The 14,585-nt window shown below is 71.0% G+C and carries 10 protein-coding genes; 3 read left to right on the top strand and 7 right to left on the bottom strand.

The features are described 5' to 3' along the window. Positions 1–101 precede the first annotated feature (101 nt). Positions 102–5,933, top strand: coding sequence for a ThuA domain-containing protein (locus tag ACIA47_RS14090; RefSeq protein WP_396707980.1), 5,832 nt, complete (start codon positions 102–104; stop codon positions 5,931–5,933). 71 nt (positions 5,934–6,004) lie between these two features. Further along, positions 6,005–6,562, top strand: coding sequence for a hypothetical protein (locus ACIA47_RS14085; RefSeq protein WP_203120232.1), 558 nt, complete (start codon positions 6,005–6,007; stop codon positions 6,560–6,562). A 153-nt stretch (positions 6,563–6,715) separates the two neighbouring features. Here the strand turns inward: ACIA47_RS14085 and ACIA47_RS14080 are convergent, their stop codons facing one another. The 4 genes from ACIA47_RS14080 to ACIA47_RS14065 are packed head-to-tail and all read right to left on the bottom strand — an operon-like array spanning position 6,716 to position 10,839. Then, on the bottom strand, positions 6,716–7,678 hold the full coding sequence (locus ACIA47_RS14080) for an aldo/keto reductase (protein WP_203120233.1): 963 nt from the start codon (positions 7,676–7,678) through the stop codon (positions 6,716–6,718). A gap of 37 nt (positions 7,679–7,715) precedes the next feature. Beyond that, positions 7,716–8,516: a nucleotidyltransferase domain-containing protein gene (locus ACIA47_RS14075; RefSeq protein ID WP_396707977.1), complete on the bottom strand. Its 801-nt coding sequence runs from the start codon at positions 8,514–8,516 to the stop codon at positions 7,716–7,718. Then, positions 8,513–10,192 (bottom strand): ABC-F family ATP-binding cassette domain-containing protein, encoded by a 1,680-nt coding sequence (locus ACIA47_RS14070; RefSeq protein WP_396707976.1) that lies wholly within the window; start codon positions 10,190–10,192, stop codon positions 8,513–8,515. The genes ACIA47_RS14075 and ACIA47_RS14070 overlap by 4 nt, the downstream gene beginning before the upstream one ends. 41 nt (positions 10,193–10,233) lie before the next feature. Further along, complete coding sequence (locus tag ACIA47_RS14065) at positions 10,234–10,839, bottom strand: methyltransferase (RefSeq protein WP_203120235.1); 606 nt, start codon at positions 10,837–10,839, stop codon at positions 10,234–10,236. A gap of 102 nt (positions 10,840–10,941) precedes the next feature. Here ACIA47_RS14065 and ACIA47_RS14060 point away from each other — a divergent pair, with 102 nt between their 5' ends. Next, complete coding sequence (locus ACIA47_RS14060; RefSeq protein ID WP_396707974.1) at positions 10,942–12,051, top strand: hypothetical protein; 1,110 nt, start codon at positions 10,942–10,944, stop codon at positions 12,049–12,051. 12 nt (positions 12,052–12,063) lie between these two features. On the opposite strand, the gene truA is transcribed toward ACIA47_RS14060, so the two are convergent. From truA to ACIA47_RS14045, 3 genes are all read right to left on the bottom strand, one after another. Then, the gene (gene truA / locus ACIA47_RS14055) at positions 12,064–12,894 is read right to left on the bottom strand and encodes a tRNA pseudouridine(38-40) synthase TruA (protein WP_112601259.1); all 831 of its coding nucleotides are present in this window, start codon (positions 12,892–12,894) and stop codon (positions 12,064–12,066) included. A 67-nt stretch (positions 12,895–12,961) separates the two neighbouring features. Then, positions 12,962–13,522: a 50S ribosomal protein L17 gene (gene rplQ / locus ACIA47_RS14050; protein ID WP_203120236.1), complete on the bottom strand. Its 561-nt coding sequence runs from the start codon at positions 13,520–13,522 to the stop codon at positions 12,962–12,964. Positions 13,523–13,556: 34 nt separating this feature from the next. Beyond that, positions 13,557–14,579: a DNA-directed RNA polymerase subunit alpha gene (locus tag ACIA47_RS14045; protein ID WP_007465227.1), complete on the bottom strand. Its 1,023-nt coding sequence runs from the start codon at positions 14,577–14,579 to the stop codon at positions 13,557–13,559. Positions 14,580–14,585: the final 6 nt, after the last annotated feature.

The following is a 14,585-nucleotide window of genomic DNA, read 5'->3' as shown; positions in this document are numbered from 1 at the left end:
CGGTGGGGGCACCCTGGCACGGTGTGACCACCGGCTCCATCAGGGAGGGCCTTCGGCGAGCCGACTCCCGCGAGCTCTGTCACTACGACACAGGAGGCGGCGTGTCCCGTTCTCGTCGTGCCCGCTTACCCATCACCGCAACCCTGATCTCCCTGGCCATGGCCTCGACCACCCTGTTCGGCGCGCCCGCGCAGGCGGCCGCCCAGGTTCCCCCACGGGATGCGAAAGCCGCAGCCCCGGTCAGCCAGGTGGCGCCGAAGGCGCCAAAGGCCGCGGCCGATCCCTTCTCCGTCCTCGTCTTCTCCAAGACCGCCGGCTTCCGGCACGACTCCATCCCCACCGGCATCGCCGCCATCCAGCAGCTCGGCGTCGACAACGGATTCACAGTGGACAACTCCGAGGACGGCGCCGCATTCAACGACGCCAACCTGGCGAAGTACAAGGCGGTGATCTGGCTCTCCACCACCGGTGACGTGCTCAACGCCGACCAGCAGGCGGCGTTCGAGCGCTACGTGAAGGCCGGCGGCGGCTACGTCGGCATCCACGCCGCGTCGGACACCGAGTACAGCTGGGCCTGGTACGGCGACCTGGTCGGCGCGTACTTCGCCAACCACCCGCAGAACCAGCAGGCCACTGTCAAGGTGGAGGACCACGCCCACCCGTCCACCGCCGGGTTGCCGGACCGGTGGTCCCGGTTCGACGAGTGGTACAACTACCAGACCAACCCCCGGCCGGACGTGCACGTGCTGGCCAGCCTGGACGAGAAGAGCTACACCGCCGGTGCCGGCGCGATGGGTGCGGACCACCCGATCGCCTGGTGTCAGGACTACGACGGTGGCCGCTCCTGGTACACCGGCGGCGGGCACACCCGGGAGTCGTACGCCGAGCCCGAGTTCCTCTCCCACCTGCTCGGCGGCATCCGCACCGCAGCCGGCGTCGAGAACGCCGACTGCGGCGCCTCGAAGACCTCGAACTTCGAGAAGGTCACGCTGGACAGCAACACCAGCAACCCGATGGAGCTGGACGTCGCCCCCGACGGGCGGGTCTTCTACATCGAGCGCGACGGTCGCGTGCAGATCGTGAAGCCGGACACCGGCAACACCGTCACCGCCGTCGACCTGGACGTCTTCACCGGTAACGAGGACGGCCTCATCGGCATCCGGCTCGACCCGGACTTCGCCACCAACAAGTGGGTGTACCTGTACTACGCCCCGAACGACGGGGTCACCCGCAACCTGCTGTCCCGTTTCACGGTCAACGGCGACACCATCGACCTGGCCAGCGAAAAGCAGGTGCTACGGGTCGACACCCAGCGCAACACCTGCTGCCACGCCGGCGGCAGCATGGCCTTCGACGGCGACGGCAACCTCTACCTGGCCACCGGTGACAACACCAACCCGTTCGAGTCGAACTCGTACTCGCCGCTCGACGAGCGGTCGGGCCGCCAGGACTACGACGCGCAGCGCACCTCCGCCAACACCAACGACCTGCGCGGCAAGGTGATCCGGATCCACCCGGAGGACGACGGGACGTACACCGTTCCGGCGGGCAACCTCTTCGCGCCGGGCACCGAGAAGACCCGTCCCGAGATCTACGCGATGGGCTTCCGCAACCCGTTCCGGATCGGCACCGACCCGAAGACCAACACGCTGTACGTCGCGGACTACGGACCGGACGCCAACGCGGACAACCCGAACCGGGGCCCCCGCGGTCTGGTCGAGTGGAACGTCGTCACCCCGGGCAACTACGGCTGGCCGTACTGCACGGGCACGAACGAGGCGTACAACGACTACACGTTCCCGTCCGGCCCGAGCGGTCCGAAGTTCGACTGCGCCGCCCCGGTGAACAACTCGCCCAACAACACCGGCCTGACCAACCTCCCGCCGGTGGTCCCGGCGACCGTCGACTACGGGTACGCCGGTGACGCGCGTTACCCGGAGATCGGCGGCGGCGGCGCCCCGATGGGCGGCCCGGTCTACCGCTACGACGCCGACCTGAACTCGAACCGCAAGTGGCCGGCGTACTACGACGGCAAGGCTCTGCTCGGCGAGTGGAACCAGAACAAGATGTACACCATGCAGCTGACCCCCGACGGCAAGTCGTTGGTGGACATCAACCAGCTGCTCACCGGCATGAGCATGGTCCGGCCGATGGACTTCGAGTTCGGCCCGGACGGGGCGCTGTACCTGATCGAGTGGGGCAGCGGCTTCGGCGGCAACAACGACAACTCGGGCGTCTACCGGATCGACTACACCGCCGGTGACCGCGCCCCGATCGCCGCGGCGTCCGCCAACCCGACCTCGGGTCCGGCGCCGTTGACGGTGACCTTTTCCAGCGCCGGCTCCCGGGACCCGGACGGTGGCGCGCTCACCTACGCCTGGACGTTCGGCGACGGGCAGACCTCGACCGAGGCCAACCCGACCCACACGTACGCCACGGCGGGCAACTACACCGCCCAGCTCACCGTCACCAACCCCAAGGGCCGGACCGCGGTGGCCAACGTGCCGGTCACAGTGGGCAACACCGCGCCGACGGTCTCCATCGAGTTCCCACCGGACGGCGGTTTCTTCAACTGGGGTGACCAGGTCCGCTACTCGATCAAGGTGACCGACCCCGAGGACGGGCAGATCGACTGTGACCGGGTGCAGCTTCAGGTGCTGCTGGGTCACGACGAGCACGCCCACCCGCTGGAGCAGCACACCGGCTGCACCGGCACCGTCCAGACGTCGCTCGCCTCCGGGCACGGCGCCGAGGCGAACGTCTTCGCGGTCTTCGAGGCGACCTACACCGACGAGGGTGGTGCCGGCGGCGCCGGTGCGCTGACCGGCCGGCAGATCGAGGTTCTCCAGCCGAAGCAGAAGCAGGCCGAGTACTTCACCGCCACCGGGCGTGCCCCGGTGAGCACCGGCGGTGGCGACCCCGGCGTGCAGCGGGAGGCCGGCGCCGACACCGCCGGTGGCGGCCAGAGCATCGCGTTCATCGAGGACGGTGACTGGTGGTCGGTCGCTCCGGCGGACCTGACCAACATCACCGAGATCCGCTTCCGGGCCGCCTCCGCCGCCGCTGGCGGTCGGATCGAGGTTCGCGCGGGTGCTGTCGACGGACCGGTGGTCGCCACTGCCGTCGTACCGTCGACGGGCGCGTGGCAGACGTACACGGACGTGAGTGCACCGGTCACCGGTGCCGCGAGCGGCTCGCTGTACTTCCTGGCCCGTGATCCGAACGGCGGAACGGGTTCGCTGTTCAACGTCAACTGGATGGACTTCGTCGGCCGCGGTGTCACCGAGAACGGGCCGCCGGTGGTCAGCGCCACGGCCACCCCCGCCACCGGCACCGCACCGGTCACCGTCGCCTTCGACGGCACTGCCACCGACGCCGAGGGCGACACCCCGTTGACGTACGCCTGGGACTTCGGTGACGGAGGCTCGGCGACCACACTGGATGCCAGCCACACCTACACCAGCCCGGGCACCTTCACGGCCACCCTCACGGTGACCGACAGCAAGGGCGCCAAGTCGTACGCCACGGTGCCGGTGCGGGTCGACGCGCCGGACACGTCCTGCTTCGGGGCGCGTTCGGACGACTTCAACGGCAACACCCTGGACAAGGGCCGCTGGACCAGCGTCATCCGGGAGAACCAGCTCTACTCCCTCAGCGGCGGCGCGCTGAAGCTGCCCACCTCGGTGGGTGACCTCTACGGGGCCCGCAACGACGCCACCAACCTGGTGCTCCAGGCGGCCCCGACCGGCGCGTGGGAGATGACCACCAAGGTCACCCTGCCGGTGACTGCCAACTACCAGCAGGCCGGCCTGCTGGTGTACGGCGACGACGACAACTACGCCAAGCTGGACCTGCTGTACAACGGCAGCCGGCGGGTGGAGTTCATCCGGGAGACGGCGGCCACGCCTCGCAACGAGGCCGCCGACGCCACCGCCGCACCTGCCGGTGACACCGTGTACCTGCGGATCACCAGCGACGGGACGAACCTGACCGCGTCCGCCTCGGGCGACGGGCAGACCTTCACCCCGGTCGGCCGTTCGGCAGCGCTCGCCGGCATCACCAACCCGCGGATCGGGGTCTTCGCGCTCAACGGAGGCACCGAGGCGCCGGTTGTCGACGCCGCGTTCGACTCGTTCCAGGTCACGCCGGACGCTCCGGCCGGCCCGGTCGACCCGTCGGACGAGTTCACCGGCAGCACGCTGGACAAGTGCCGGTGGGACGCCGTGACGCGGGAGGACCCGAGCGGTTACCGGGTCACCGATGGCGCGCTGCGGATCGACGTGCCCAACGGTGACATCTACGGCACCGCCAACACCGGGCCGAAGAACTTCATCCTCCAGACCGCGCCTTCCGGCGACTGGACCCTGGAGACGAAGGTCGACGGCAGCCTGCTGAACGAGCAGTACCAGCAGGCCGGTCTGCTCGTGCAGGCGGACGACGACAACTACCTGAAGCTCGACTTCATCGCGGACAACCAGGCCGGCTCGGCGGTGACGCGGCGGATCGAGTTCCGCAGCGAGATCGCCGGGGTGGTCCAGAACCCGCAGCCCGAGGCTGGCAACCTGACCGATGCGGTGTGGCACCTGCGGCTGGCCCGCACGGGCGACACGTTCACCGCGTCGTACTCGGCCGACGGGACGACCTGGACCGCGTTGACGGCGCTGACCAACAGCGCTGTCGGGGCCACCCCGAAGGTCGGGCTGTTCACCCTCGGCGCCAACCAGACGGCGTCGAAGACCGCCTCGTTCGACTACTTCCGGCTCAGCACGGAGGTGGCCGACGAGACGGCGCCGGTGACCACCGCGGCGGTTTCCGGCACCCCGACCGACGGGTGGCACACCGGGCCGGTGACGATCACGCTCACCGGTGCCGACGAGGCCGGCGGTAGCGGGCTCGCCGGTACGGAGTACCAGCTGGACGGTGCCACCACCTGGACGGCGTACACCGCTCCGGTGGCGGTCAGCGGGGACGGCGAGCACGAGCTCCGGTTCCGCTCGACGGACAAGGCCGGCAACGTGGAGGCGACCAAGACCGTCTCGGTCAAGATCGACGCCACCGCGCCGGTGACCTCGGCGACGTTCGCTCCGGCGAACGACGCCGGTTGGCACAACGGGACCATCCCGGTCGTGCTGGCCGCTACCGACGCCGGTTCCGGCGTCAAGACGGTGGAGTGGTCGCTGGACGGTGGTGCGTGGGCGCCGTACTCGACGCCGATCGAGGTGATCGGTGACGGGCAGCACGAGCTGCTGTTCCGTTCGGCGGACAAGGCAGGCAACGTCGAGACGCTGAAGTCGGCGGTGCTGCGCATCGACGGCACCAAGCCGACGCTGCTGGTGTCCGGGCTGGCCGACGGCCAGCTCTACGGCGACAGCCAGGACGTCCGGGTGGCCTGGCAGGCCGTCGACCCGACCTCGGGCATCGCGAGCGTGGTCGGTCAGCTCGACGGCCAGGCGTACGCCAGCGGCACTCTGCAGGCCATGTACGACCTGTCGCTCGGCCTGCACGAGCTGACCGTTACCGCGACCGACAAGGCGGGCAACAAGACCACCTCGACGGTCCGGTTCTTCGTCACCACCTCGTTCCGGGACATGCAGAGTCTGCTGGACCGGTTCAAGGCGACGGGGCGGCTCTCGACCAAGGCGCACAAGCAGCTGTCGAACAAGCTCGACGCTGTTCGCGCGTCCGAGGCGGCCGGCGACGACAAGGCTGCCGTCCGGCAGCTGACCGCGTTCCGGACGCTCGCCAGCGACGCCACGCTGGTGCCCGAGGCGGAGGTCCGGGACGTCCTGATCCGGGACGCCGACGCCATGATCGTTCGGCTCGGCGGCGCGGCCAGCAAGGCCGGGGTCAAGGCGAACGACGGCGATTCGGTCAAGGGCACCGGGCGGCTCGGTGGCGATGCCACCCGGCTGGCACCCGGTCGCCAGCTCTGATCCGACGAGGCCCCTTCCCGGCGCTGCGGCGTCGGGGAGGGGCCTCCCTCATCGGTAGGGAGGAGATGTCCGTGACGGGTATCCGCAAGGTGCTGGCCGCCGTGTTCGTCGGACTGGCCCTGACCCTGTCCGCCGCCGCCCCGGCAGCGGCGCAGGCAGCGCAGGCAGCGCAGGCCGCCCCGGCGGCTCAGGCCGACAAGCTCAAGCTCACTGTGGCCGGCGACGGGGCTCAGGGCGTCACCATCCAGGCCACCTACGCCGATGGCCGCCGGCTGGAGCAGGTGGTGCGGTTGGTCCTCACCGCCACCGGCCCGGACGGGCAGCGGGTCGGGCCGGTGCAACTCGAACCCCAGCCCGAGGGGCAGGGTTTCTACAGCAGTGGCCCGGTGCTCTCCACCGGCACGTGGAAGGTGTCGGTGAACTCCCCCGCTCCGCTTCAGAGCAAGGCCACCGCCACGGTGCAGGCGAAGGCGGCGCAGTCACCGCCGGCACCCGCGCCGGTCGCGGTGACCAAACCAGCGGACGGCGGGGCGGGCACCGGTTGGTGGCCGTTCGCGGCGGCCGGTCTCGTGCTCGTCGCCGCGGCGATGGGGGTGGCCATGCTCTTCGGCCGCCGCCGCACCGACTGACCACACAGCATTCAACGACACCGGGCCCGGCCGCGATCAGCGGCCGGGCCCGGCGTCGTCTGATCGACTGTGATCGACTCGGCATCCTTGAAGTCGGGGCTTCCCGGACCGCAGGTCACCCCGACTTCAAGGAACGCGAGTGGATCAGGCCCCTCAGAGGACGGCGCGCAGCGCCGCCAGATCGTCGTCGCTGGGCTCCCAGACGCCGGCGGCGGCGTTGGCACGTACCTGCTCGGGCGTGGTGGCACCGGCGATCACCGAGGTCACCGCCGGTTGAGCGGCCAGCCCGCCGATCGCCACCTGGAGCATCGTCAGACCCCGCTCGGCCGCGTACGCCTCGATCGCCTCGATGGTGTCCCAGTCGGCTGCGGCGAGCCGCTCCGCGTACCGGCCACCGCCGGAGAGCCGGCTGCCGGCTGGCGGCTGGGCCTCGCGCTTGTACTTGCCGGTGAGCAGACCGTTGGCGAGCGGGAAGAACGGCAGCATGCCGAGGCCGAACCGCTCACACGCCGGGATCACCTCGGCCTCCACCGAGCGCTCCACCAGGCTGTAGTGGTTCTGCGCGCTGATGAAACGGGACCGGCCGTTGGACGAGGCGACCCAGTCCGCGTCGGCGATCTGCCAGCCGGCGAAGTTGGAGTTGCCCAGGTAACGCACCTTGCCGTCGCGGACCAGGTCGTCCAGGGCGGCGAGGGTCTCGTCGATCGGGGTGCCCGGGTCGGGCTCGTGCATCTGGTACAGGTCGATGTGGTCGGTGCCGAGCCGGCGCAGCGACGCCTCCACAGCGCGGGCGATGTAGCGCCGCGCACCACGAGCGCCGTAGTCCGGCCCGTTGAGGCCGTTCATGTCCATGCCGAACTTGGTGGCCACCACCACGTCGTCCCGGCGGCCCTTGAGCGCCTGCCCGAGCAGCTCCTCGGAGCCACCCTGCGGCTCGCCGTAGATGTCGGCGGTGTCGAACAGGGTGATCCCGGCGTCCAGGGCCGCGTCCACCACCGCCCGGGTGCCGTCGAGGTCGAGCTTACGGCCGAAGTTGTTGCAGCCGATGCCGACCACTGACACCACGAGCCCGGAGTCGCCCAGCCGGCGATAGGTCATCTCAGTCACGAGATCCACCCTATGCCGGCCCGGTACGGGCCACCTCGGCGGCGGTTCAGCCGAGCACTTCCGTGACCAGCTCACGGGCGGCGTCGATGGTCGCGGCCAGCTCGGCGGGGCCACGGCCGACGGCACCGAGCAGTGCCTGCGTCCGCTGCGCGAAGTGCGGCGGGGCCCCGGGCAGCCGCCCCGCGGCGGCGATCATCCCCTTCTCGTTGATCAGCCACCGGCCCGCTCGGGCGTGCAGCACCTGAGCGAGCACCCCGACCACCCGGAACAGGCAGCCGGCGACGTACGCGCTGTCCCCGGCGACACTGGCCTTGGCGGCGCCGCTCAGCAGGAACCCGGCCTCCCAGCCGCCGGCCACCAGCGCGTCGGCGAGCGCGGGCGGATAGTCCCGGGTCTGCTCCCGCAACCGAATCAGCTGGCCGGTCGGGTCCGCCAGCACCTGGCACAGGGCCACCTCGCCCACGTAGGCGGACGAGTAGAACCCGAGCGGGTGCCCGGCCTGCACCCCGACCTCGTACCGGCCGGTCCGACAGTCCGCCCAGACGCGGCGTACCCGGTCGAGGTCCCGGTAGATCCAGTCCACGGCGACCCCGCCGATCCGCAGCCAACCACCCCCGTCGACCCAGCGGCCCCAACCACCGGGGGCGGTGAGAGCGATGTCGGTGTCGTCGGCGACCGTCGCGGCGACCGCACGCAGCGCCGGCACGTCCAGCTCACCCCGGTAGTAGAGACCCAGGTCCCAGTCGGAGTCCGGGCGCTGCTCGCCGCGGGCTCGACTACCGCCGAGCGCCACGGCGACCACCCCCTCGACGCCGCAGAGCCGGTCGGGCAGGTCGGCGGGGATCACCCGACGTCCCAGACCGGCTCCGGGGTCTCCACCACCTCGCTGTCGCCTCGGAACAGCACGAACCGGTCGAACGAGCGGGTGAACCAACGATCGTGGGTGACCGCGATCACCGTTCCCTCGAAGGCGGTCAGGCCCGCTTCGAGCGCTTCCGCGCTGGCCAGGTCGAGGTTGTCGGTGGGCTCGTCGAGCAGCAGCAGGGTCGCCCCGGACAGCTCCAGCAGCAGCACCAGGAACCGGGCCTGCTGCCCGCCGGAGAGCGTGCCGAAGCGCTGGTCGCCCTGCGCGGCCAGCTCGTAGCGACTGAGCACACCCATCGCCGCGTGCCGGTCCATGCCGGTGCGGTGCTCGTCACCCCGCCAGAGGATCTCGACGAGCGTCTTCGACATCAGCTCCGGCCGGTCGTGGGTCTGGGAGAAGTGCCCGGGGCGCACCCGGGCGCCCAGCCGGGCCACGCCGTCGTGCGCCACCGGAGCGAGCGCGCCCGCGCCGTCGACCGGCCCGTTCGCCGGGTCCGGGTCGGTGCCGCCGCGGGCCAGCAGCCGCAGGAAGTGCGACTTGCCGGTGCCGTTGGCACCGAGCACCGCCACCCGGTCGCCGTACCAGATCTCCAGGTCGAAGGGGAATGTCAGGCCGTCGAGCTCCAGCTGCTCGCAGACGACCGCGCGCTTGCCGGTCCGCCCGCCGCTGAGCCGCATCCGGATGTCCTGGTCCTTCGGCGGTACGGGCGGCGGCCCGGCCTCCTCGAACTTGCGCAACCGGGTCTGCGCGGCCTGGTAACGCGAGGCCAACCCGTCGTTGTACGCGGCCTTCTGCTTGTACATCAGCATCAGCTCGCGCAGCTTCTGGTGCTCCTCGTCCCAACGCCGGCGCAGCTCGTCGAGGCGGGCGTGCCGAGCCACCCGAGCCTCGTGCCAGCTGGCGAAGCCGCCTGGGTGCACCCAGGCGCTGCCACCCTCGACGGCGACCACCCGGTCGGCACTCTGGGCCAGCAGCTCGCGGTCGTGCGAGACGTAGAGCACCGACTTCGTCGACTCGCGCAGTCGCGCCTCCAGCCAACGTTTGCCGGGCACGTCGAGGAAGTTGTCCGGTTCGTCGAGCAGCAGCACCTCGTCCGGGCCGCGCAGCAGCAACTCCAGGGCGAAGCGCTTCTGCTGGCCGCCAGAGAGGGTACGCACCGGACGGTCCCGTACGGCCTCCCACGGCTGGCCGAGCACGATGGTCGCGACGGTGTCGAAGAGCACCTCGGCGTCGTACCCGCCGGCCTCGCCCCAGGCGCCGAGCGCATCGGCGTACGCCAACTGGGCCTTGCCCGCGGCGTTGCTGAACTTGCCATGGGCCTCGGCCGCCCGCATGGCCACCTCGGTCTCGCCGAGCCGCCGGCCGGCATCGCGAAGCGCCGGCGGGGCCAGCGACAACGCCAGGTCGGCGACTGTCGACTCGTCACCGATCATGCCGATGAACTGGCGCATCACACCCAGCCCGCCGGCGCGCGCGACGACGCCGCTGCGCACCGGCAGGTCGCCGGCGACCATCCTCAGCAGCGTCGTCTTTCCCGCGCCGTTTGGCCCGACCAGGGCGACCTTGCTGCCCTCCCCGACCCGGAACGACACGTCGGCGAAGAGTTCCCGACCGTCGGGCAGGATGTGCCCGACCGCTGCCACGTCCACGTATCCCACGCCGGGATCCTGCCCCAGTGAGGGTCGGGGGGTACATCCAATTACCGGGTGACGCGCAGCACCCGGAAGCCCTTTTGGCTGGCGTACCGCTCGACCTGCCAGCTCTGCTCGGTGAGCCAGCGTTGCAGCGAGTCGCCGCCGAGGTGCCGGGCGACGACCAACCAGCCGACCCCGTCCGGGGCGAGTCGGGGCAGCCAGCGCAGCAACAGGTCGTGCAGCCCGTCCTTGCCGATCCGGATGGGCGGGTTCGACCAGATCTGGGCGAAGCGGACGCCGTCCGGAACGTCGTCCGGCGCGCTGACCCGGACCCGGTCGGCGGCGCCGACCCGAGCTGCGTTGGCGGCGGTCAGCTCGCGGGCCCGGGCGTTGACGTCGACGGCCCAGATGGTGCTGGTGGGCGCGAGGTCGGCCAGCACGCAGCTGATCGGCCCGAATCCGCAGCCGAGGTCGAGCAGGTCGCCGGTGGTGTCGGCGGCGGGCAGTTCGGCCTTGCGCAGCAGCACCGCGGTGCCCGGGTCGAGCCGGCTGGCGGAGAACACCCCGCCGGCCGAGGAGAGCCGGTAGTCGCGGTCGGCGACGGAGAACTCGACCTCGCGCGCCGGGGCGTCGCTGGTGGGCTGAGCGGTGAAGTAGTGGTCGCCGGTCACCCGGCAATTCTCGCACCGGTCCGGGCCGGACCTGACACGGCCCACACGCACATTTCCCCGATATTACCCCCTAAAGGGACAATGCCTCCTACTCTGGGCGACATGGTGTATCGGTACCAGTCCGATGAGGACGCTTTCGAGGAGTACCCGGAGCCCGGGTCCGACCTGTCGGTGCTCGGCGCCGGTCCGCCCCCGGCGGCCGGACCCTCTCCGTCGCGCTTCCCCACGCCGTCGCTGCCCCGGCCGAACCAGCTCTCGCTGCCCTCGTCGCAGCCGGCGCCGGCTCGTGCCAATGTGCCGCAGCCCGGTCCGGCCGCCCGCGCCGATGCGCTACAGCCACTGCCGACACGCGCCGAGATCCCGCCCGCCCCGCCGCGCAGCCAGATCTACACCTCGGCGACGTCGGCGGAGCCGCCCATCCGGCGCGGTGGCGGCCGACTGTGGCAGGTACTGATCGGCGGCGCAGCCGTCCTGGTGCTGCTCGCCCTCTGCGGCCTCGGCGCCGCCGCGCTGCTCATCGACCGCGGCGAGCAGCCCCAGAGCAACCCGACCTACCAGCCCAACGCCGCCCCGACGTCGGCACCGGCGGAACGGCTGGCCCTCGACTCCCGGGACACCGACCAGGCCCCGCTCACCGCCAAGGAACTCTTCCCCGGCAAGGAGCTGAAGCTCACCGACGGCCAGCCGAGCTACCAGGTGCTCAAGACGCAGTCCAGCGGCAGTTGCGCCGTCGCCGCCACCGACGAGGTGGCCGATCTGCTGGTCCGGCTCGGCTGCAACCAGGTCGTCCGGGCCACGCTGAGTACGCCCGACGACAGCCACCTGGTCACCGCCGGCCTGTTCAACCTCACCGACAAGGTCAGCGCGGAACGAGCCCGAGACCGGCTCCGGCAACTGCTCGATGATCGGCAGGGCCGCTTCCGTGGCCTCACCGCCGACGACGCCGACGGGACCGATGTCCTGGCCAGCGCTCCGGCACGCGTCGGCTGGCAGGTCCGTGGCCACTACCTGGCGTACGCGCTGGTGGTCCGCAAGGACGGGGCGGCGGTCAAGGCGGGTGACGCCAAGGTCCGCGAGATCCTGTTCGACATGATCGAGCTGCACCTCAGCCGGGGCGTGCTGCAGAGCCGGGCCGACGGTGGCACCGCCGCCCAACCGACGACGGCACCTACCGGCAGCAACGCCAACCAGGGCGATCTGCCGGGCGACTGACAGTGCGGGCGGTCAACCCTCGATCGGGACCCGCAGCCGGCGCGTGAGGGTCGCGCGGTGGGCGTACTCGGCCGGATCCGCCGGGTAGCCGACGGCGACCAGGGTCAGGCCGCGTGCGGGGGCCACTGTCACCTCGCTGGACCGCTCCCGCTGGGTGAGCAGGGTGCCCGGCCACTCGACCGGGCGGCGGCCGTCCCCGGCCACCAGCATGGCACCCACCAGGCTGCGCACCATCGCCTGACAGAACGCGTCGGCCTGCACGGTGGCGACCAGGATGCCGTCCGGGTCGCGACGCCAGTCCAGCCGGGTCACCTCGCGCAGCGTGGTCGCGTGCTCCTTGCGCCGGCAGTACGCGGCGAAGTCGTGCTCCCCCACCAGCCCGGTCGCGGCGGCGTTCAGCGCGGCCAGGTCCAACGGCTTCGGCCAGGCCAGCACCTCGTGGCGGCGCAACGGCTCGGCGCCGAAGGGCGCATCGGTGACCCGGTACTCGTAGCGCCGGAAGGTGGCCGAGAACCGGGCGTCGAAGTCGGCCGGCACCTCGGTCATCGCCCGTACCCGCACGTCGGTGGGGAGCAGCCGGGCCAGGCGACGCAGCAGCCGTCCCTCGTGCTGCCGCCACACGTCCACGGGCAGGTCCACGTGGCACACCTGCCCCGTGGCGTGCACTCCCGCGTCGGTCCGCCCGGCCACCGTCAGCCCGGTGGCCGTACCGGCACCCAGGACCAGGTCCAGGGTCTCGACGAGCACCCCCGCGACGGTGCGCCTGGTCGGCTGGGCTGCCCAGCCGGAAAAGTCGGTGCCGTCGTACGAGACGTCCAGCCGCAGCCGGATCCGCTCGTCCACCTTGTACCTCCTGTTACGGGTCGGGCCCGACACCCCGATGGGGTGCCGGGCCCGAACGATGCCTGGATCAGGCCTTGTTCTCCTCGGTGGCGAGGTCGCTGTCCTCGCGCGCCGCAGCGGTGTCGCCGGACGCCGAGACCGGCGCCTCCGCGTCCTGGTCGGCGGTCTCCGAGCGCGGAGCATCCTCGGCCGGGGCGAGCGCCTCGACCTTGTCCTGCTGCGCGGCCTTGCGGGCGGCGGTCTTCTTGTTCGCCTTCGGCTCGGCGACCTGAAGCTCCTCCACCAGCTCGATGATGGCCATCGGCGCGTTGTCACCCTTGCGCGGACCGGTCTTCACGATCCGGGTGTAACCGCCGGGGCGGTTGGAGTACCGGGGCGCGATCTGGTCGAACAGGGCGTAGACCACGTCCTTGTCCTTGACCACACCCAGCACCCGACGCCGCGAGGCGAGGTCACCGCGCTTGGCCTTCGTGATGAGCTGCTCGGCCAGCGGGCGCAGCCGCCGGGCCTTCGTCTCGGTGGTCTGGATCTTTCCGTGCTGGAACAGCGCGGTCGCCAGGTTGGCCAGCATCAGCCGCTCGTGCGAGGGGCTGCCGCCGAGGCGGGGGCCCTTGGTGGGCGTGGGCATTTTTGGTGCTCCTCAGTTGTGGCGGCAGCGCGGACTAGAGCTGCTCGGTCTCGCGGTAGTCGTCGGTGTCGTAGTCGGCCTCGCCGAAGGTGTCCACGACGTGCGCCGGGTCGAAGTTCGGAGCCGAGTCCTTCAGCCCGAGACCCATCCCGGCGAGCTTCATCTTGACCTCGTCGATCGACTTCTGACCGAAGTTGCGAATGTCGAGGAGGTCGGCCTCGGTACGCCCGATGAGCTCACCAACGGAGTTGATGCCCTCGCGCTTGAGGCAGTTGTAGGAGCGGACGGTGAGGTCCAGCTCCTCGATCGGCAGAGCGAGGTCCGCCGCCAGCTGGGCGTCCTGCGGGGACGGCCCGATGTCGATGCCCTCGGCGGTCTCGTCCAGCTCCCGGGCGAGCCCGAACAGCTCCACCAGCGTCGAACCGGCGGAGGCCAGCGCGGTACGCGGACCCATCGACGGCTTGGTCTCGACGTCGATGATCAGCCGGTCGAAGTCGGTGCGCTGCTCGACACGGGTCGCCTCGACGCGGTAGGTCACCTTCAGCACCGGCGAGTAGATCGAGTCGACCGGGATACGGCCGATCTCGGCGCCGGACTGCTTGTTCTGCGCCGCCGTCACGTAGCCCCGGCCCCGCTCGACGGTCAGCTCCATGTCGAGCCGGCCCTTGCCGTTCAGGGTGGCGAGCTTGAGATCCGGGTTGTGCACCGAGACGCCGGCCGGGGGCTGGATGTCGCCCGCGGTCACGTCGCCCGGGCCCTGCTTGCGCAGGTACATGCTGACCGGCTCGTCGTGCTCGGAGCTGACGCACAGCTCCTTGATGTTCATGACGAGCTCGACCACGTCCTCCTTGACACCGGGGATCGTGGTGAACTCGTGCAGCACACCGTCGATCTTGATCGAGGTGACGGCCGCGCCCGGGATCGACGACAGCAGCGTACGCCGCAGCGAGTTACCCAGGGTGTAGCCGAAGCCCGGCTCCAGCGGCTCGATGGCGAACCGGGAACGGGTCTCGTTGATCGACTCCTCGGAGAGGGAGGGTCGCTGGCTGATGAGCATCTTTTC

This window comes from Micromonospora sp. NPDC051227, from assembly GCF_044455385.1.
GTDB lineage: Bacteria > Actinomycetota > Actinomycetes > Mycobacteriales > Micromonosporaceae > Micromonospora.
The sequence above is the reverse complement of the archived record's forward strand: the minus strand, read 5'-3'. Positions and strand labels throughout refer to the sequence as shown.